This window comes from Microbacterium sp. SORGH_AS_0421 (assembly GCF_030818635.1).
Lineage (GTDB): Bacteria > Actinomycetota > Actinomycetes > Actinomycetales > Microbacteriaceae > Microbacterium.
Genome location: NZ_JAUTAO010000001.1, coordinates 2,729,104 through 2,743,076, shown reverse-complemented (window position 1 = coordinate 2,743,076; position 13,973 = coordinate 2,729,104). Strand labels below are relative to the sequence as shown.

The 13,973-nt window shown below is 68.9% G+C and carries 13 protein-coding genes and 4 tRNA genes; 10 read left to right on the top strand and 7 right to left on the bottom strand.

Annotated features, from left to right (window positions below; genetic code table 11):
- Positions 1-122: 122 nt before the first annotated feature.
- The 4 genes from QE416_RS13050 to QE416_RS13035 form a co-directional block, all read right to left on the bottom strand.
- Positions 123-2,261: a 3-hydroxyacyl-CoA dehydrogenase NAD-binding domain-containing protein gene (locus QE416_RS13050; RefSeq protein WP_307316812.1), complete on the bottom strand. Its 2,139-nt coding sequence runs from the start codon at positions 2,259-2,261 to the stop codon at positions 123-125.
- Positions 2,258-3,466: a thiolase family protein gene (locus tag QE416_RS13045; RefSeq protein WP_210075059.1), complete on the bottom strand. Its 1,209-nt coding sequence runs from the start codon at positions 3,464-3,466 to the stop codon at positions 2,258-2,260. Before QE416_RS13045 ends, QE416_RS13050 begins: the two co-directional genes overlap by 4 nt.
- Positions 3,467-3,537: 71 nt before the next feature.
- Positions 3,538-4,734, bottom strand: coding sequence for an HRDC domain-containing protein (locus QE416_RS13040; protein ID WP_267787261.1), 1,197 nt, complete (start codon positions 4,732-4,734; stop codon positions 3,538-3,540).
- Positions 4,727-5,317 carry a DUF3000 domain-containing protein gene (locus QE416_RS13035; protein ID WP_210075064.1) on the bottom strand — a complete coding sequence of 197 codons (591 nt, stop codon included), beginning with the start codon at positions 5,315-5,317 and terminating at the stop codon, positions 4,727-4,729. Before QE416_RS13035 ends, QE416_RS13040 begins: the two co-directional genes overlap by 8 nt.
- 25 nt (positions 5,318-5,342) lie before the next feature.
- Between QE416_RS13035 and QE416_RS13030 the strand changes: the two genes are divergently transcribed.
- Complete coding sequence (locus QE416_RS13030) at positions 5,343-6,548, top strand: S9 family peptidase (protein ID WP_307316804.1); 1,206 nt, start codon at positions 5,343-5,345, stop codon at positions 6,546-6,548.
- A gap of 33 nt (positions 6,549-6,581) precedes the next feature.
- Here the strand turns inward: QE416_RS13030 and QE416_RS13025 are convergent, their stop codons facing one another.
- Together QE416_RS13025 and QE416_RS13020 are read right to left on the bottom strand one after the other, a co-directional pair.
- A complete protein-coding gene (locus QE416_RS13025) occupies positions 6,582-7,022 on the bottom strand; it encodes a SufE family protein (protein ID WP_267787264.1) in 441 nt (146 codons plus the stop codon).
- Between the two features lie 34 nt (positions 7,023-7,056).
- Complete coding sequence (locus QE416_RS13020) at positions 7,057-7,959, bottom strand: sulfurtransferase (protein WP_307316802.1); 903 nt, start codon at positions 7,957-7,959, stop codon at positions 7,057-7,059.
- Between the two features lie 118 nt (positions 7,960-8,077).
- Here QE416_RS13020 and zapE point away from each other — a divergent pair, with 118 nt between their 5' ends.
- From zapE to QE416_RS12990, 6 genes are all read left to right on the top strand, one after another.
- A complete protein-coding gene (gene zapE / locus QE416_RS13015; RefSeq protein ID WP_267787266.1) occupies positions 8,078-9,115 on the top strand; it encodes a cell division protein ZapE in 1,038 nt (345 codons plus the stop codon).
- 165 nt (positions 9,116-9,280) lie between these two features.
- Positions 9,281-10,555, top strand: a complete 1,275-nt coding sequence (locus tag QE416_RS13010; RefSeq protein WP_267787267.1) for an ammonium transporter — start codon at positions 9,281-9,283, stop codon at positions 10,553-10,555.
- Positions 10,556-10,628: 73 nt separating this feature from the next.
- Positions 10,629-11,144 carry a type II toxin-antitoxin system PemK/MazF family toxin gene (locus QE416_RS13005; RefSeq protein WP_267787268.1) on the top strand — a complete coding sequence of 172 codons (516 nt, stop codon included), beginning with the start codon at positions 10,629-10,631 and terminating at the stop codon, positions 11,142-11,144.
- Between the two features lie 132 nt (positions 11,145-11,276).
- Positions 11,277-11,657 (top strand): hypothetical protein, encoded by a 381-nt coding sequence (locus QE416_RS13000; protein WP_307316796.1) that lies wholly within the window; start codon positions 11,277-11,279, stop codon positions 11,655-11,657.
- A complete protein-coding gene (locus tag QE416_RS12995) occupies positions 11,647-11,967 on the top strand; it encodes a type VII secretion target (protein ID WP_210075081.1) in 321 nt (106 codons plus the stop codon). Before QE416_RS13000 ends, QE416_RS12995 begins: the two co-directional genes overlap by 11 nt.
- A complete protein-coding gene (locus QE416_RS12990) occupies positions 11,967-13,220 on the top strand; it encodes a hypothetical protein (RefSeq protein WP_307316791.1) in 1,254 nt (417 codons plus the stop codon). The genes QE416_RS12995 and QE416_RS12990 overlap by 1 nt, the downstream gene beginning before the upstream one ends.
- Positions 13,221-13,425: 205 nt before the next feature.
- Here the strand turns inward: QE416_RS12990 and QE416_RS12985 are convergent.
- Positions 13,426-13,498: transfer RNA gene (locus QE416_RS12985), tRNA-Val, on the bottom strand.
- Positions 13,499-13,650: 152 nt separating this feature from the next.
- Between QE416_RS12985 and QE416_RS12980 the strand changes: the two genes are divergently transcribed.
- The 3 genes from QE416_RS12980 to QE416_RS12970 all read left to right on the top strand — a co-directional run bounded on the left by QE416_RS12980 (position 13,651) and on the right by QE416_RS12970 (position 13,962).
- A tRNA-Gly gene (locus QE416_RS12980) sits at positions 13,651-13,723 on the top strand.
- A gap of 66 nt (positions 13,724-13,789) precedes the next feature.
- Positions 13,790-13,860 (top strand) — tRNA-Cys (locus QE416_RS12975).
- 27 nt (positions 13,861-13,887) lie between these two features.
- A tRNA-Val gene (locus QE416_RS12970) sits at positions 13,888-13,962 on the top strand.
- The last annotated feature ends 11 nt before the right edge of the window (positions 13,963-13,973 follow it).

Genomic DNA, 13,973 nt, shown 5'->3' with positions numbered 1-13,973 from the left:
CCCGATTCGGCCTGTTCTCGTCGCACAGCCTGTTCTCGTGACGCGCCCCACCCTGCGTCACGAGAACACGAACGACGGCGGCGCCGCCCCCGAAGGGACGGCGCCGCTGTCGTGTCCCGGGCTCAGGCTCCGATGCCCCGAATCGGCGGGTGATGGAACGTGTCGCCGAAGGCACGCTCCGACGCCCCCTCGCGGTCGAGGTAGGGCGAGGCACCGCCATCGATGAACGGCCAACCGGCGCCGAGGATCAGGCACAGGTCGATGTCCTGCACCTCGGGGACCACACCCTCGTCGAGCATGATCCCGATCTCCTGAGCGAGGCCGTCCTGCACGCGGGCGAGGATCGTCTCGGGCGCGACCGGCGCCTTCCCGGTGACGAGCACCTTCTGCGCGGCCTTGGTCCAGCCGGTCACCCGACCGCCCTTGTCTTTCTCGACGACCTCGGGGAGCGCGGCGAGCTCGTGGAAGTTCTCGGACGAGAAGAACCGGTCGGGGAAGGCGTGCGCCATCGTGTCCTGCACGTGCGCGGCGACTTTCCACCCGACGAGGTCGATGAGTTGGAACGGCCCCATCGGCAGACCGAGAGGCGCGAAAGCCTTCTCCACGACGGCGATGGGCGTTCCCTCGTACACCGCCCTCGCCGCTTCGCCCATGACCTTCGCCAGCAGACGGTTCACGACGAAGCCGGGGGCGTCGGCGGTGAGCACTGCGTTCTTGCCAAGGCCCTTCGCCACGACGAACGCCGTCGAGAGGGCGGCGTCGCTGGTGGCATCCGTCTTCACGACCTCGATGAGCGGCATCACCGCGACGGGGTTGAAGAAGTGGAAGCCGACGAGCCGCTCGGGGTGCTGCAGCACCGAACCGATCTCGGCGACCGACAGCGACGAGGTGTTGGTCGCCAGAATGGCGTCTTCTGACACGATCTTCTCGATCGCCGAGAAGACGTCCTGCTTGACGCCGACCTCTTCGAACACGGCCTCGATGACGAAGTCGCAGTCCGCGAACTCCGAGCGGTCGGTCGTGCCGTGCACGAGCGCGCGCAGCTGGTTGGCCGTGTCGCCGTCCAGACGCCCCTTGGCCTCGAGCTTGCCGATCTCGTCGTGGATGGATGCCACGCCCTTGTCGACACGGCCCTGGTCCAGGTCGGTGATGATCACGGGCACGCGCAGCCTGCGCACGAACAGCAGCGCGAACTGCGAGGCCATGAGCCCCGCGCCGATGACGCCGACCTTCATGACCTTCTTCGCCAACGCCTTGTCGGGGGCTCCGACCGGACGCTTCGCGCGCTTCTGCACCAGGTCGAAGGCGTACATGGATGCCGCGAACTGATCGCCCGTGATGAGGTCGGTCAGTGCGTCGTCTTCGCGGGCGAAGCCCTCGGCCTTCGTGCCGCTCTTGGCCTTGTCGAGCAGGTCGAGCGCGACATAGGGGGAGCGGGGGACGGTACCGATCTTCGACTCGAGCATGCCGCGGGCCATCTTGATGGCGATGGGCCACTTCGTGAGGCGCTCGAGCTTGCCCGGCTCGTTCTTCCGCTCGACGCGGACCCGACCGGTCAGCACGCCATCCGCCCAGCGGAGCGAATCCTCGAGGTAGGAGGCGGCGGGGAAGATGGCGTCCATGATCCCGAGGTCGAATGCCTGCTGCGGCTTGAGCATGCGGTTCTGCTTGAGCGGGTTCGAGACGACGACCTCGAGCGCGTTCTCGATGCCGATCAGGTTCGGCAGCAGGTAGGCACCGCCCCAGCCGGGGATGAGGCCGAGGAACACCTCCGGCAACGCGACGGCTGCGGCTGAGGCGTCGACCGTGCGATACGTCGAGTTCAACGCGATCTCGAGACCGCCGCCAAGGGCGAGACCGTTCACGAAGGCGAACGAGGGCACGCCCAGCTCGGACAGTGAGCCGATGACCTGGTGGCCGCGCTGCGCGATGAGACGGGCGACGTCCTTCGAGGGCAGCCTGGCGACGTCGGACAGGTCGGCGCCGGCGGCGAGGATGTACTGCTTGCCGGTGATCGCGACGGCGTGGATCTCGCCCGCAGCGGCACGCTCCTGGAGCGTCTGGAGCGTGCGCCCGAGTTCGGCGAGCGTCCCCGGCCCCAGCGTGTTCGGCCGCGTGTGATCGCGACCGTTGTCGAGCGTGATCAGAGCCAGCACGTTGCCCGAGGGCAGTCGCACGTCGCGGACGGGGGAGTGGGTGACCACCTCATCGCCGGTCAAGGCGTCCAGAGGCGTGAAGTCGATCGCGGTGTAGTCGGTCACTTGCGCTTCTTCTTTCCGTCGAAGAACGGGTTCTCCCAGATGACCGAGCCGCCCTGGCCCAGGCCCACGCACATGGCGGTGAGGCCGTAACGGACGTCGGGACGCTCGGCGAACTGCGCGGCCAGCTGGATCATGAGACGGACTCCGGATGCCGCGAGCGGGTGGCCCAGGGCGATCGCACCGCCCCACGGGTTCACCCGGGGGTCGTCATCGGCGATGCCGAAGTGATCGAGCAACGAGATCACCTGGATGGCGAAGGCCTCGTTGAGCTCGAACAGACCGATGTCGTCGATCGTGAGTCCGGCTTTCTTCAGAGCCTTCTCGGTCGAGGGAATCGGTCCGATGCCCATGATCTCGGGCTCGACCCCCGCGAAGGCGAACGACACCATGCGCATCTTCGGCGCGAGACCGAACTCCTTCACGGCGTCGCTTCCGGCCAGCAGGCTGATCGTCGCACCGTCGGTGAGGGGCGACGAGGTGCCGGCGGTGACGCGACCGTGCGGACGGAACGGCGTCTTCAGCGTCGCGAGGCCCTCGAGCGTGGTCTCGGGCCGACGGCCCTCGTCCTCCGTCGCCAGGCCCCACGCACCGTCGGCGTCCTTGACCGCGACCGATACGAGGTCGGGCTGGATCTTGCCGGCGTCGTAGGCGGCCTGCACCTTGTGCTGGCTCGCGACGCCGAAGCGGTCGGCACGTTCTTTCGTGAGGTGCGGGAACCGGTCGTGGATGCGTTCCGCCGTCACGCCCATGTTGAGCGCACCCGGGTCGACGAGCTTCTCCGCGACGAAGCGGGGGTTGGGATCGACGTTGCCGCCGATGGGGTGTCGACCCATGTGCTCGACGCCGCCGGCGAGGGCGAGGTCGTACATGCCCACGCCGATCGACGCGCCCATGGTGGTGACGCTCGTCATGGCGCCGGCGCACATGCGCTCGACCGCCAGACCGGGCACGGTCATGGGCAGCCCGGCCAGGATCGCCGCAGTCCGCCCCAGGGTCAGTCCCTGATCACCGGTCTGCGACGTCGCCGCAATGGCAACGTCGTCGATCCGGTCCTTCGGCACGTCTGCGTTGCGCTCCATCAACCCGATGATCGCCTTGACCACGAGGTCGTCGGCGCGGGTGTTCCAGTACATGCCCTTTTCGCCGGCGCGCCCGAAGGGGGTACGCATTCCATCGACGAAGAAGACGTCCGTCATCTCGGCCACTCTGCCTCCAAAGTTTGGGATGACCCCAGCCTAGGAAGGCGAGATTGCTGCGCGGAATCGGTTGTCCGAACCTACGAATCGGTGGCGGAACCGTCGTCGTCGGTGTTGAGGGAAGCTACAAAGCTATCGGCGATCACCTGTGAGGTCTGGTCAATCTGCCAGGGGCGTGCGCCGAGCTCCGCGAGGGCTGCCCCGACAGAATCGGCGGTGAGCTCGGCCGGCGGCGCCCAGGCCAGACGGCGCAGGGTCTCGGGTGTGAGCAGATTCTCGGTCGGCATCCGCAGCTCTTCCGCCCGTGCCTCGACAGCCGGGCGGGCCTTCTTCAATCGGCGGTCGGCCTCGGGGTTGCGGTCCGCCCACGCGCGCGGCGGGGGGAGGGTGTCGCTGGGCACGCGATCGGCGGGCAGATCCGTCGATTCGCGACCGGCGACGATAGCGTTCCACCAGCGGTCCAGCTGGGTACGGCTGGCGCGACCGTTGAACTCTTTCACGCCCGCGAGCGCCTGCTTGCTCGCCGGGTCGGCAAGCACGGCCGCGACGAGGGCGCGATCGGGTACGAGTCGGCCGGGCGCGATGTCTTGCTCGCGGGCGTAGTCCTCGCGCGCCTGCCAGAGCGACCGGGCGACGGCCAGCGAGCGGCGACCGCGCACGCTGTGCAGCCCGCTCAACCGCCGCCACGGGTCGTCGCGCGGGGGCTTCGGCTCACGATCGAGAACGGCCTGGAACTCCTGGCGTGCGATCTCGGTCTTGTCCTGCTCGGTCAGCTCGGCGTCGAGCACGTCGCGCACGTCGATCAGGTGCTCGACATCGAGGGCCGCGTATTCGAGCCAGGATGCCGGCAGGGGGCGCGTCGACCAGTCGGCGGCGGAGTGGGCCTTGGCCAGCGTGATGCCCAACGTCTGCTCGACGACCGCCCCGAGACCGACGCGCTCGTGCCCGAGCAGGCGCGAGCCCAGCTCGGTGTCGAAGATACGCGGGGGCTCGAGCCCTCGTTCACGCAGCGACGGCAGGTCCTGGCTCGCGGCGTGGAACACCCATTCGACGTCGCCGATGGCGTCTTGAAGGGGCGAGAAGTCCTCGATCGTCGAGGGGTCGAAGAGGAACACCCCGGCCTCGCGGCGGAAGACCTGGATGAGGTAAGCGCGCTGCGAGTAGCGGAAGCCGGAGGCACGCTCGACGTCGACCGCGACGGGGCCGCTCCCCGCGTTCAGGGTCTCGCAGGCGGCGAGGAAGCCCGCGGCATCCTCGATGACGATGTACTCAACCACGCGTGGGCCTCCGGGCTCCGAGAACAGCGACGCCCTCCGACCCCGGGGGGAGGCCTGCGAGCATGCACACGAGCTCCGCCCACGCCTCGAGGTGCGGGCGGAAGGGACCGCGCGGCGACCACGACGCGCGAAGTTCGATCTGCGACCCCTCGCCCTGCGAGGCCAGGGCCCCGAAGCCGGTCGAGAGGGTCTTGGTGGCGGTGCCCGATTCCGAGTGGCGATCGGCACCGCGCGAGTCGAGCGCATCGATGAGCCACGACCAGGCGACCTCGGCCAGCAGGGGGTCCACGCCGATCTCAGGCTCGAGAGGCGCCTGCGCGAAACAGACGATGCGCCAGGCACCGCCCCACGGCTCGGGCTCCTCGGGGTCGTGCAGCAGGATGAACCGCCCGGTCCCGAAGGGCGAGTCGGTGGCGTGCTCTTCGGGCCGCACATCTCCCGCCAGAGCGAGAGAGAAGGGGGCCAAGCCGGAGGGCGACGGAATCTGCCGGACGACCAGATCGTCGCGGAAAGTCGTGTCGCGCACCTCTTCGACGGCTCGCGCGAAGGGGCTGTCGGCCTCCGCCGGGCGCTGGTCACTCACGGCCACAGACTAGAGTGAGGCCTCGATGAACGCTCCCAGGCGCGCCGCGGGTTCCCGCGCATCGCAGCGCTCGACCACCGGTGTGCGCGCCACCCTCGCGGCCCTCGGCATCGCCCTCGCCGCCTCCGCGACGACGCTGGGGGCGGTCTCGCTCCGCATGGCGCGCACGGTCGTCCGCCCCGCCGGGCGACGCCCCGACACGCGTATCGTGCGTCTCGACGCCGCGTCGCAGACGATCACCCTCGAGCGCACGCCCGACACGACGCTGCCCGGCCGATACGGTCTTTTCACCGTCGGCTCGGTGGACTATCTGCGACTCGGCTCGATCGTCGGAGAAGACGAGACCACCGTCACCCGCAAACTCCTCACGCATGTCCCCGCCGACGGCGATCTCGCCTCGGAGGCGGCCTTCAGCGGGTGGTACTTCGACAAGCCCGAAGACCTCATGCTCCCGTTCCAGGCGCTCGAGGTCGACGCCGGGGTCGGCTCGTGCCCCGCCTGGGAGTTCCCCGCCGAGGGCGACTCCGACGTCTGGGTCGTTCAGGTGCACGGGCGCGGAACGACGCGGTCCGAGGCCCTCCGCGCCGTCCCGGTCTTCCACACGCTCGGCATCTCGAGCCTCGTGGTGTCGTACCGCAACGACGGAGATGCCCCTCGCAGCCCCTCGGGCACGTACGCCCTGGGCGCGACCGAATGGCGCGACGTCGACGCCGCGATCGGCTACGCCCGCCGTCGGGGGGCGCGCCGCGTGCTGTTGATGGGGTGGTCGATGGGGGGAGCGTTGTCGCTCCAGGCCGCCCTCGAATCGCCCCACGCCGACGTCATCGCCGGTCTCGTCCTCGAGTCGCCCGTGGTGGACTGGCGCACGGTTCTCGACTTCCAGGGTCGCGCGATGCACCTGCCCACGCCCGTCATCGCGATGGCCGAACGCGTACTCGTCTCCACCTGGGGAGCGACCGCGCTGCGCAGCGGCGAACCCATCCCTCTCGATCGCCTCGACGTGGTGTCGAGGGCGGTCGAGCTCCGGCATCCCGTGCTCATTCTCCACAGCGACGACGACGGCTTCGTCCCCGCCGACGCCTCGCACGCTCTCGCGAAGGCGCGTCCCGACCTCGTCACGATGGAGACCTTCACGGTCGCCCGGCACACGAAGCTGTGGAACTACGACGAGACGCGGTGGACCACCGCGATCCAGGACTGGGTACGCGGGCAGGGCCTCTCTCGGGAGTGATTCCGGATGCCGGCCCCCGGCGACGCGTGCGGCTCAGGCGTCGCGCTTCGCGCGCACCTGACGCTTGGCGCGCATGAGCATGCCCGTCATGCCGGCGATGCGGAGCGGACTGACGGCGCGCGTGAGACCGATGCTCTGTGGGAAGTCGTCGGGCACGGCGAGGGCCTCCTCGGCGCTGAGACCGGTCAGCCCCTGCGCGAGGATGCTCGCGAAGCCGCGCGTGGTCGGCGCCTCGGCCGGAGCGGTGGCGTGCATCGCGACGCGGTCGTCGCCGTCGACCGTGACGATGATGAACACGGGGGACTGGCACTCCACCACGCGCTCGCGCAGCTCGGGGTGATCGGCCAGCTCCTCGGGAACCTCGGGCAGCTCCTGCGAGAACTCCAGCAGCAGCTGCAAGCGGTCGGGCTCGTCGAGCTCGAGGAACTCGTCGCGGATCTCGGCGAAGCGGGCGGGGAGATTGTTGTCGGACATCACCGTCATCCTCCCACGCCCGCGTCGAGCGGGGTCAGCGCGAGGGCACCTCGCCGGGCTCCGACCCCGAGACGATCGGCACGCGCACCGCGCTGCCCCACTCCGTCCACGACCCGTCGTAGTTGCGGACGTCGTCGAAGCCGAGCAGGTGCTTCAGCACGAACCACGTGTGGCTCGAGCGCTCACCGATGCGGCAGTAGGCCACGATCTTGTCGCCATCGGCGAGCCCCGCACCGTCGCGGTAGATGGCGTCGAGCTCCTCGCGCGACTTGAAACCGCCGTCCTCGGCGACGGCGTTGCCCCACGGCACGCTCTGGGCGCTCGGGATGTGGCCGGCGCGGAGCGCACCCTCTTCGGGGTAGGCAGGCGCGGTGGTGCGCTCGCCGGAGTACTCCTCGGGGGAGCGCACGTCGATGAGCGGATTGCCGAGGTGGGCGAGCACGTCGTCCTTGTAGGCGCGAAGCGCGGAGTCGTCGCGCTCGACGACGGGGTAGTCGGTGCGCTCGACGACCGTCTTGTCGGTGGTGATCGGGCGTCCCTCGGCGATCCACTTGTCGCGGCCGCCGTCGAGCAGACGCACGTCTTCGTGGCCGAACAGCGAGAACACCCACAGCGCGTACGCGGCCCACCAGTTGTTCTTGTCGCCGTAGATGACGACCGTGTCGTCGCGCGAGATGCCCTTGGCGCTCAGAAGCTCGGCGAAGCCCGCACCGTCGACGTAGTCGCGCACGACCGGGTCGTTCAGTTCGGTGTGCCAGTCGACCTTCACCGAGCCGGGGATGTGACCCGTCTCGTACAGCAGCACGTCTTCGTCGGACTCGACGACCACGAGGCCCGGCTGACCGAGGCGCTCTTCCAGCCACTCAGCCGTGACGAGTCGTCCGGGCTCGGCGTAGTCGGCGAACTTGGGGGAGGTGGTGTCGAACTCGACGGTCACGGGTACTCCTCGGTCAAGGCGATGGACGGTGCGGCATAGGGTGGACACCGCACCATCGACCCTAGATCCGCGGCATGGGGCACGCACCCTCCCCGTAAGACTTGGACACAGGACGGCCATGACCTCCACTCCCGCCACGACCGGCCTCATCCACCTGACCGAGCGCGAGCCCGCGGTATCGGGCGCCGACATGGTCAACGCCCTCGTGCCGCCGCCGCAGTTCGACGCCGCGACCTTCGAGTCGTACCGCGCCGACGACGCCTACCCCTCGCAGCAGGAGGCCAAGGTGCTGCTGCAGGAGTTTTCCGGAAAGCAGGCCGCCCCCGCGAAGAAGGGCGGCTTCTTCCGTCGCGCCGAGAAGGTCGCCCCCGTCAAGCCCGGTGTGTACCTCGACGGCGGCTTCGGTGTCGGAAAGACCCACCTCTTGGCCGCGATCTATCACGCGATGCCCGCTCGCCGGAAGTACTTCGGCTCCTTCATCGAGTACACCGCGCTGGTCGGCGTACTGGGCTATGCCAAGGCCGTCGAGCTCTTCCGCGGCTCAGATCTTCTCTGCATCGACGAGTTCGAACTCGACGACCCGGGCGACACGATGGTCATGACGCGCCTGCTCGGTGAGCTCGTGGCATCCGGAACCCGGCTCGCCGCCACCTCGAACACCCCGCCCAATGCCCTGGGCGAGGGGCGCTTCGCGGCCCAGGACTTCCTCCGCGAGATCCAGTCGATGGCCGACAGCTTCCGCACGATCCGCATCGACGGCACGGACTTCCGTCAGCGCGCGATCGACGGAGAAGCCAAGGTCCTGACCGACGAGGGTTATCGAGAGGCGATGGATGCCGCAGCCTCCGGCTCGGTGGTCGCCGACGACGCATTCCTGGACCTCGTCGACCACCTCGCTCGGGTTCACCCCTCACGCTTCATCCGGCTGATCGACGGGGTCGACGTGATCGGCCTGCGCGACGTGCAGGTGCTGCACGACCAGTCGGCGGCGCTGCGCCTGGTCGCTTTCGTCGATCGCGCCTACGACGCGCAGATTCCGATCCGGGCCACCGGCGTGCCGTTGAACACGGTGTTCAGCGAGGAGATGCTGGGCGGCGGGTACCGCAAGAAGTACCTGCGCGCGGTCTCGCGCCTCGTCGCGCTCACGCACTCCTGAGGCGAGTTCATCGCCGGTTCGCGGGCGCAGGAAACGCGATGTTTACCGGAGCGGCCCGGCTGTAACACCCCCGAAACACGGGGCGAACGGCGACGGAACCGGGGCTGTGGACACTGAGGGGACCCGACGCTTTACCTGCGTCCCTGCAGAGAGGTTCCCTCCGAGATGGATCAAGGCAACACCGCATTCATCCTGATAGCAGCCGCCCTCGTGCTGCTCATGACGCCAGGACTCGCATTCTTCTACGGCGGTCTCGTCAAGGCCAAGAGCGTCATCAGCATGATGATGATGAGCTTCGGCGCGATGGGCCTCATGGGCGTGCTGTGGGTGCTCTACGGCTACGCGATCGCGTTCCCCGCGACCGACGCCGGGGTCACCAACGCCCCGTGGCACATCGACGGCGCTGACTTCGGCCTCGCGAACGTTCTCACCACCCCCGAGGGCGCCGCGTACCCGCCACTCGCCTTCGTCGCCTTCCAGGCCACCTTCGCCATCATCACCGTCGCCCTCGTCTCGGGCGCGATCGCCGACCGCGCCAAGTTCGGCGCGTGGATGATCTTCGCCGGCATCTGGGCCACGGTCGTCTACTTCCCCGTCGCGAGCTGGGTCTTCAACTTCGGCCTCGCCGAGGACGGCTCCTTCAGTTACGGCGGCTGGATCACGCACGGTCTGCAGGACGTCTTCGGCGTCGGCGCGATCGACTTCGCCGGTGGTACCGCCGTGCACATCAACGCCGGTGCCGCGGCCCTCGCGCTCGCCCTCGTCCTCGGCAAGCGCGTCGGCTTCCAGAAGGGCGCCCACGTCCCGCACAACCCGCCGTTCGTCCTCCTCGGCGCGGGTCTGCTGTGGTTCGGCTGGTTCGGCTTCAACGCCGGCTCCGAGCTCGCGGCCGACAACACCGCCGCCCTGGCCTTCGTCAACACGATCGCCGCTCCCGCCGCAGCCCTGCTCGCATGGCTGATCGTCGAGAAGATCAAGGACGGCAAGCCCACGTCGGTCGGCGCCGCCTCCGGTGCCGTCGCCGGTCTCGTCGCGATCACCCCGGCCTGCGCGGCTCTCACGCCGATCTGGGCCATCGTGCTGGGCCTGCTCGCCGGTGCGGTCTGCGCCCTCGCCATCGAGCTCAAGTTCAAGCTCGGCTTCGACGACTCGCTCGACGTCGTCGGCATCCACCTCGTGGGTGGTCTGCTCGGTACGCTCTACCTCGGTATCTTCGCCAACACGAGCGGCCTCATCTACAGCGGCTCGTTCAACCAGCTCATCGTCCAGGCGATCGCCGCCCTCGCGGTCCTGGTCTACTCCTTCGTGCTGGCCTTCATCATCGGCTTCGCGATCGAGAAGACGATCGGCTTCCGCGTGAAGAACGAGGACGAGATCGCCGGTATCGACACCGTCGTGCACGGCGAAGAGGGCTACGTGCTCTCCGACGTCCGCGGCTGACACCCGCCTCACCCCGAACGGGGCGTCGCCGATTCGTCGGTGGCGCCCCGTTCGTCGTGCCTAGGGTGTGGGTATGGGAACCACGTCTCGTCTGCTGTCGGCCTTTCTCGGGATGTTCCGTTCCGCGCCGCCCACGCGTCGATCCACCCCGGCGCAGCCCACACCGCGTCAGAGCGCCCCTCGTGGCACGGAGACGGTCGAGATCGATCCCCCGAGGCGCTTGACCCTCTCGTACGCGCCGAAGCGCGACAACGCCCCCGACGGCGGAGAGATCGTCTGGACGTGGGTGCCGTACGAGGAGCGCGACGGGCGGGGCAAGGATCGCCCCGTCCTCGTCCTCGGGCGAGCGGATGCTACCCGCTCCTACGCGGTGAGGTTGACCAGCAAGCCGCACGACGGTGACCGGCAGTACCTGTCCCTCGGCACGGGGGAGTGGGATCCCCAGCGACGCCCCTCGTGGATCGACGTCGAGCAGGTGTATCTGGTGCACGACGCGGGTATGCGGCGCGAGGCCGCCGCACTCGACCGCAAGCGCTTCGATGCCGTCGCCGACGCTCTCGCGGCGCGCTACGGGTGGGCACGCTCCTGACGCGCATCCTTCGCCTGATCGCTTCACCCGCCGAGGAACGCTTCGTGAGACCCAGGTGAGATTCCTCTCATCTGACGGGGTTTTCGACGGATGAGCATTCGTTCTCGCGCGCGCTGTCGATAAATTTCTGCCGTGCCGTTGGATCCCGAAGAGTCGTTCGCGCAGGTGGAAGCCGATGTTCGTCGTGCCGAGCTGCGAGCCGCACAGATGCCGGCCTTCGAGGCCGCGGTCGACGGTGTTCGCGGTACGGGCCGCTCGCGCGGCAGGGACATCGTCGCGCAGGTGGACTCCGCGGGCCGCGTCGTCGACCTTCGACTGAGCGAAGCGGCTCTGGCGCGCGGAGCCCAGCGTCTCTCGACGGAGATCCTGTCGACCATCCGCCAGGCCGAGGCCGATGCGCGAGAGAGCACCCTGCGCGCAGTCGCCGACCTGCTGGGCGCCGACGACCCCATCGTCGCGCAGCTGCGCGACGCCGAATCCGCCTCACCCGAGAGGACTCTTCATGGCCGATGACATCGCCGTCGACTTCGATCGACTCCGACAGCACGCCGCTTTCGTCGACTCCCTCGTGGGCGACGTAGGGTCGGCTCTCTCCGTCCTCCGCGGCGGCAATCTCCTCCCCGAGGCGTTCGGTCTGCTGTGCGCCTTCCTCGTCCCCCCGGGACTCGCCCTGTCGGCGGCCGCGACCGGACTCCTCGGCGAAGACCAGTCGCTTCTGGTGCGCACCGCCGGCGAGCTCCGCCAGACCGCCGACCAGTGGGAGCAATTCGAGAGCGACACCATCGCGACCATCCGCTCGCTCGAGTCTGCGATGGGTGCCTGATGAGCACCGTCGTCGCGCCCGGCACCACTTTCTCCGGCAGCCGCGTCATCGAATCGGGCCGCGCTCTCTCCGAGGCCGTCAAGAGCGGCAATTGGCTCGATGGCGGCATGGCCTTCCTTGACACCCTCGGCGACGCGGCCGCGGCTCTCACCGACCCGATCGGCACGCTCACCGCCTGTGGCCTCGGGTGGGTCATGGAGCACCTCAAGCCGCTGAGCACCTGGCTCGACCAGCTTGCGGGAAGCGCGTCGAACGTCGCCTCCGTCGCATCGCAGTGGGTTTCCGCCGGGTCGTCGATGCGGCAGGCCGGTGCCGACCTCACCCGTCGCCTGAGCGATCTCGACGGCATGACCGGGGGCAGCATCACCGCCTACGTGCGCTTCGCCACCGATGCGGCTGCGCACCTCGGCGCTTCGGGGGAGTGGGCCGAGGCCGCCGCCAGCGGCCTGACCTCGGCCTCCACGCTCGTGACGAAGATGCAGGGGGTGGTCAAGTCGGCGATCTCGAAGGTCGTCGCGACGGCGATCGAGGCGATGGCCGTGGTCGCCGCCTCGTTCGGCCTCGGCATGGGGTACGCCATCGCGCGCGTGGTCATGAAGGTCAACGAGATGGTCAACAAGGTGGTTCGTCCCTTGCGCGCCGTTCTCGGCTCGGTGAAGGCCCTCACGGGTCTGGTTCAGCAGCTGCGGGGCGTCTTCGACCGCACCTCGACCACCACCGCGGCCGCTCTGCAGACGGGCGCACAGTCGATCCGGATCGATGCGGGAAGCGTCGTGGATGCGTCCGACGCCACGCGCTACGGCAACAGCGCCGCCCACGACCTGACGGTTCGTAACGAACGCGCGAACGGCGTCGTCTACCGCCCGTTCACGGTCTCGGGCGCGCACGCCTCGGGGGACTTCCACCTGAGCGGCGCGCAACCGCTCTCCGGCGCGCCCACGCCCGACGGCTCGGTCGTGGGACACGCTTCCCTCGGCGGGGCCGGCGGCGGTGGCTCTCTCGGCGGCATGTCGACGGTGGATGCCAGGGCGATGACCGGCGTCCCCGGCAGCGGCAGCGGACTCCTCATCGGGGGTACCGCCGGGGGAGCGGCCATGGCCGCGACGTCGATGACGTCGGCTCAGGGAACGGGACCCGGAGGCCTCCGCCCTCCGCTCACGGGAGCGGGCACCTCGCACGGCGCAGGAGCAGGGAGCCGGCAGAAGCTCGGCCAACGGCGCCGGGATCTGCGCGTGGTCATCGAAGACGACTGACGCGCCCCACGACGACGCCCCGGCGCTCGACCTCACGATGGTCGGGCGCCGGGGCGCGGCCATGAGTGCGGCCTACTGATCGCGCGAACACATCGAGGTGGTCTCGGATCGGCTCGCGGCACACGACCGGGACAACCGACCAGATGCTCAGCGCCGCACCGCCCGCGAAAACAGAAGACCCCCGGGAGAACCGGGGGTCTGACTGTGGGCGATGCCGGACTCGAACCGACGACCTCTTCCGTGTGAAGGAAGCGCGCTACCAACTGCGCCAATCGCCCTCATCCCGAACGGGACTCATCGATCGTACCGGATGCCGAGAGGTGCTTCGAACCAGTGCCGGGAGACACGCGCGGGGGGCGCCTCGTTTTGCACCCGCGCTGAGATCGGGTAATGTCTTACGAGTGCTCGGGGCAAGCCCCGGGAACGAAATGCGGATGTAGCGCAGTTGGTAGCGCACAACCTTGCCAAGGTTGGGGTCGCGAGTTCGAGTCTCGTCATCCGCTCGAGTGGAGGGATCTCCGTCTGGGAAACCGATGGAGCATCACGACACGTGGGTCGAACCACATCACGGTGGCGTGGCCGAGCGGCTAGGCACCGGCCTGCAAAGCCGTTTACACGGGTTCGAATCCCGTCGCCACCTCGCCTCACAATAGAACAGCCTGTATAGGCGCGATTGGCGCAGCGGTAGCGCGCTTCCCTGACACGGAAGAGGTCACTGGTTCGATCCCAGTATCGCGCACCACCTGAGAAGCC

Coding starts and splice junctions, on each gene's coding strand:
- zapE (WP_267787266.1), top strand. CDS start 8,078: ATGACCTCCACTCCCGCCACGACCGGCCTCATCCACCTGACCGAGCGC.
- QE416_RS13025 (WP_267787264.1), bottom strand. CDS start 7,022: ATGTCCGACAACAATCTCCCCGCCCGCTTCGCCGAGATCCGCGACGAG.
- QE416_RS12995 (WP_210075081.1), top strand. CDS start 11,647: ATGGCCGATGACATCGCCGTCGACTTCGATCGACTCCGACAGCACGCC.
- QE416_RS13030 (WP_307316804.1), top strand. CDS start 5,343: ATGAACGCTCCCAGGCGCGCCGCGGGTTCCCGCGCATCGCAGCGCTCG.
- QE416_RS13010 (WP_267787267.1), top strand. CDS start 9,281: ATGGATCAAGGCAACACCGCATTCATCCTGATAGCAGCCGCCCTCGTG.
- QE416_RS12990 (WP_307316791.1), top strand. CDS start 11,967: ATGAGCACCGTCGTCGCGCCCGGCACCACTTTCTCCGGCAGCCGCGTC.
- QE416_RS13005 (WP_267787268.1), top strand. CDS start 10,629: ATGGGAACCACGTCTCGTCTGCTGTCGGCCTTTCTCGGGATGTTCCGT.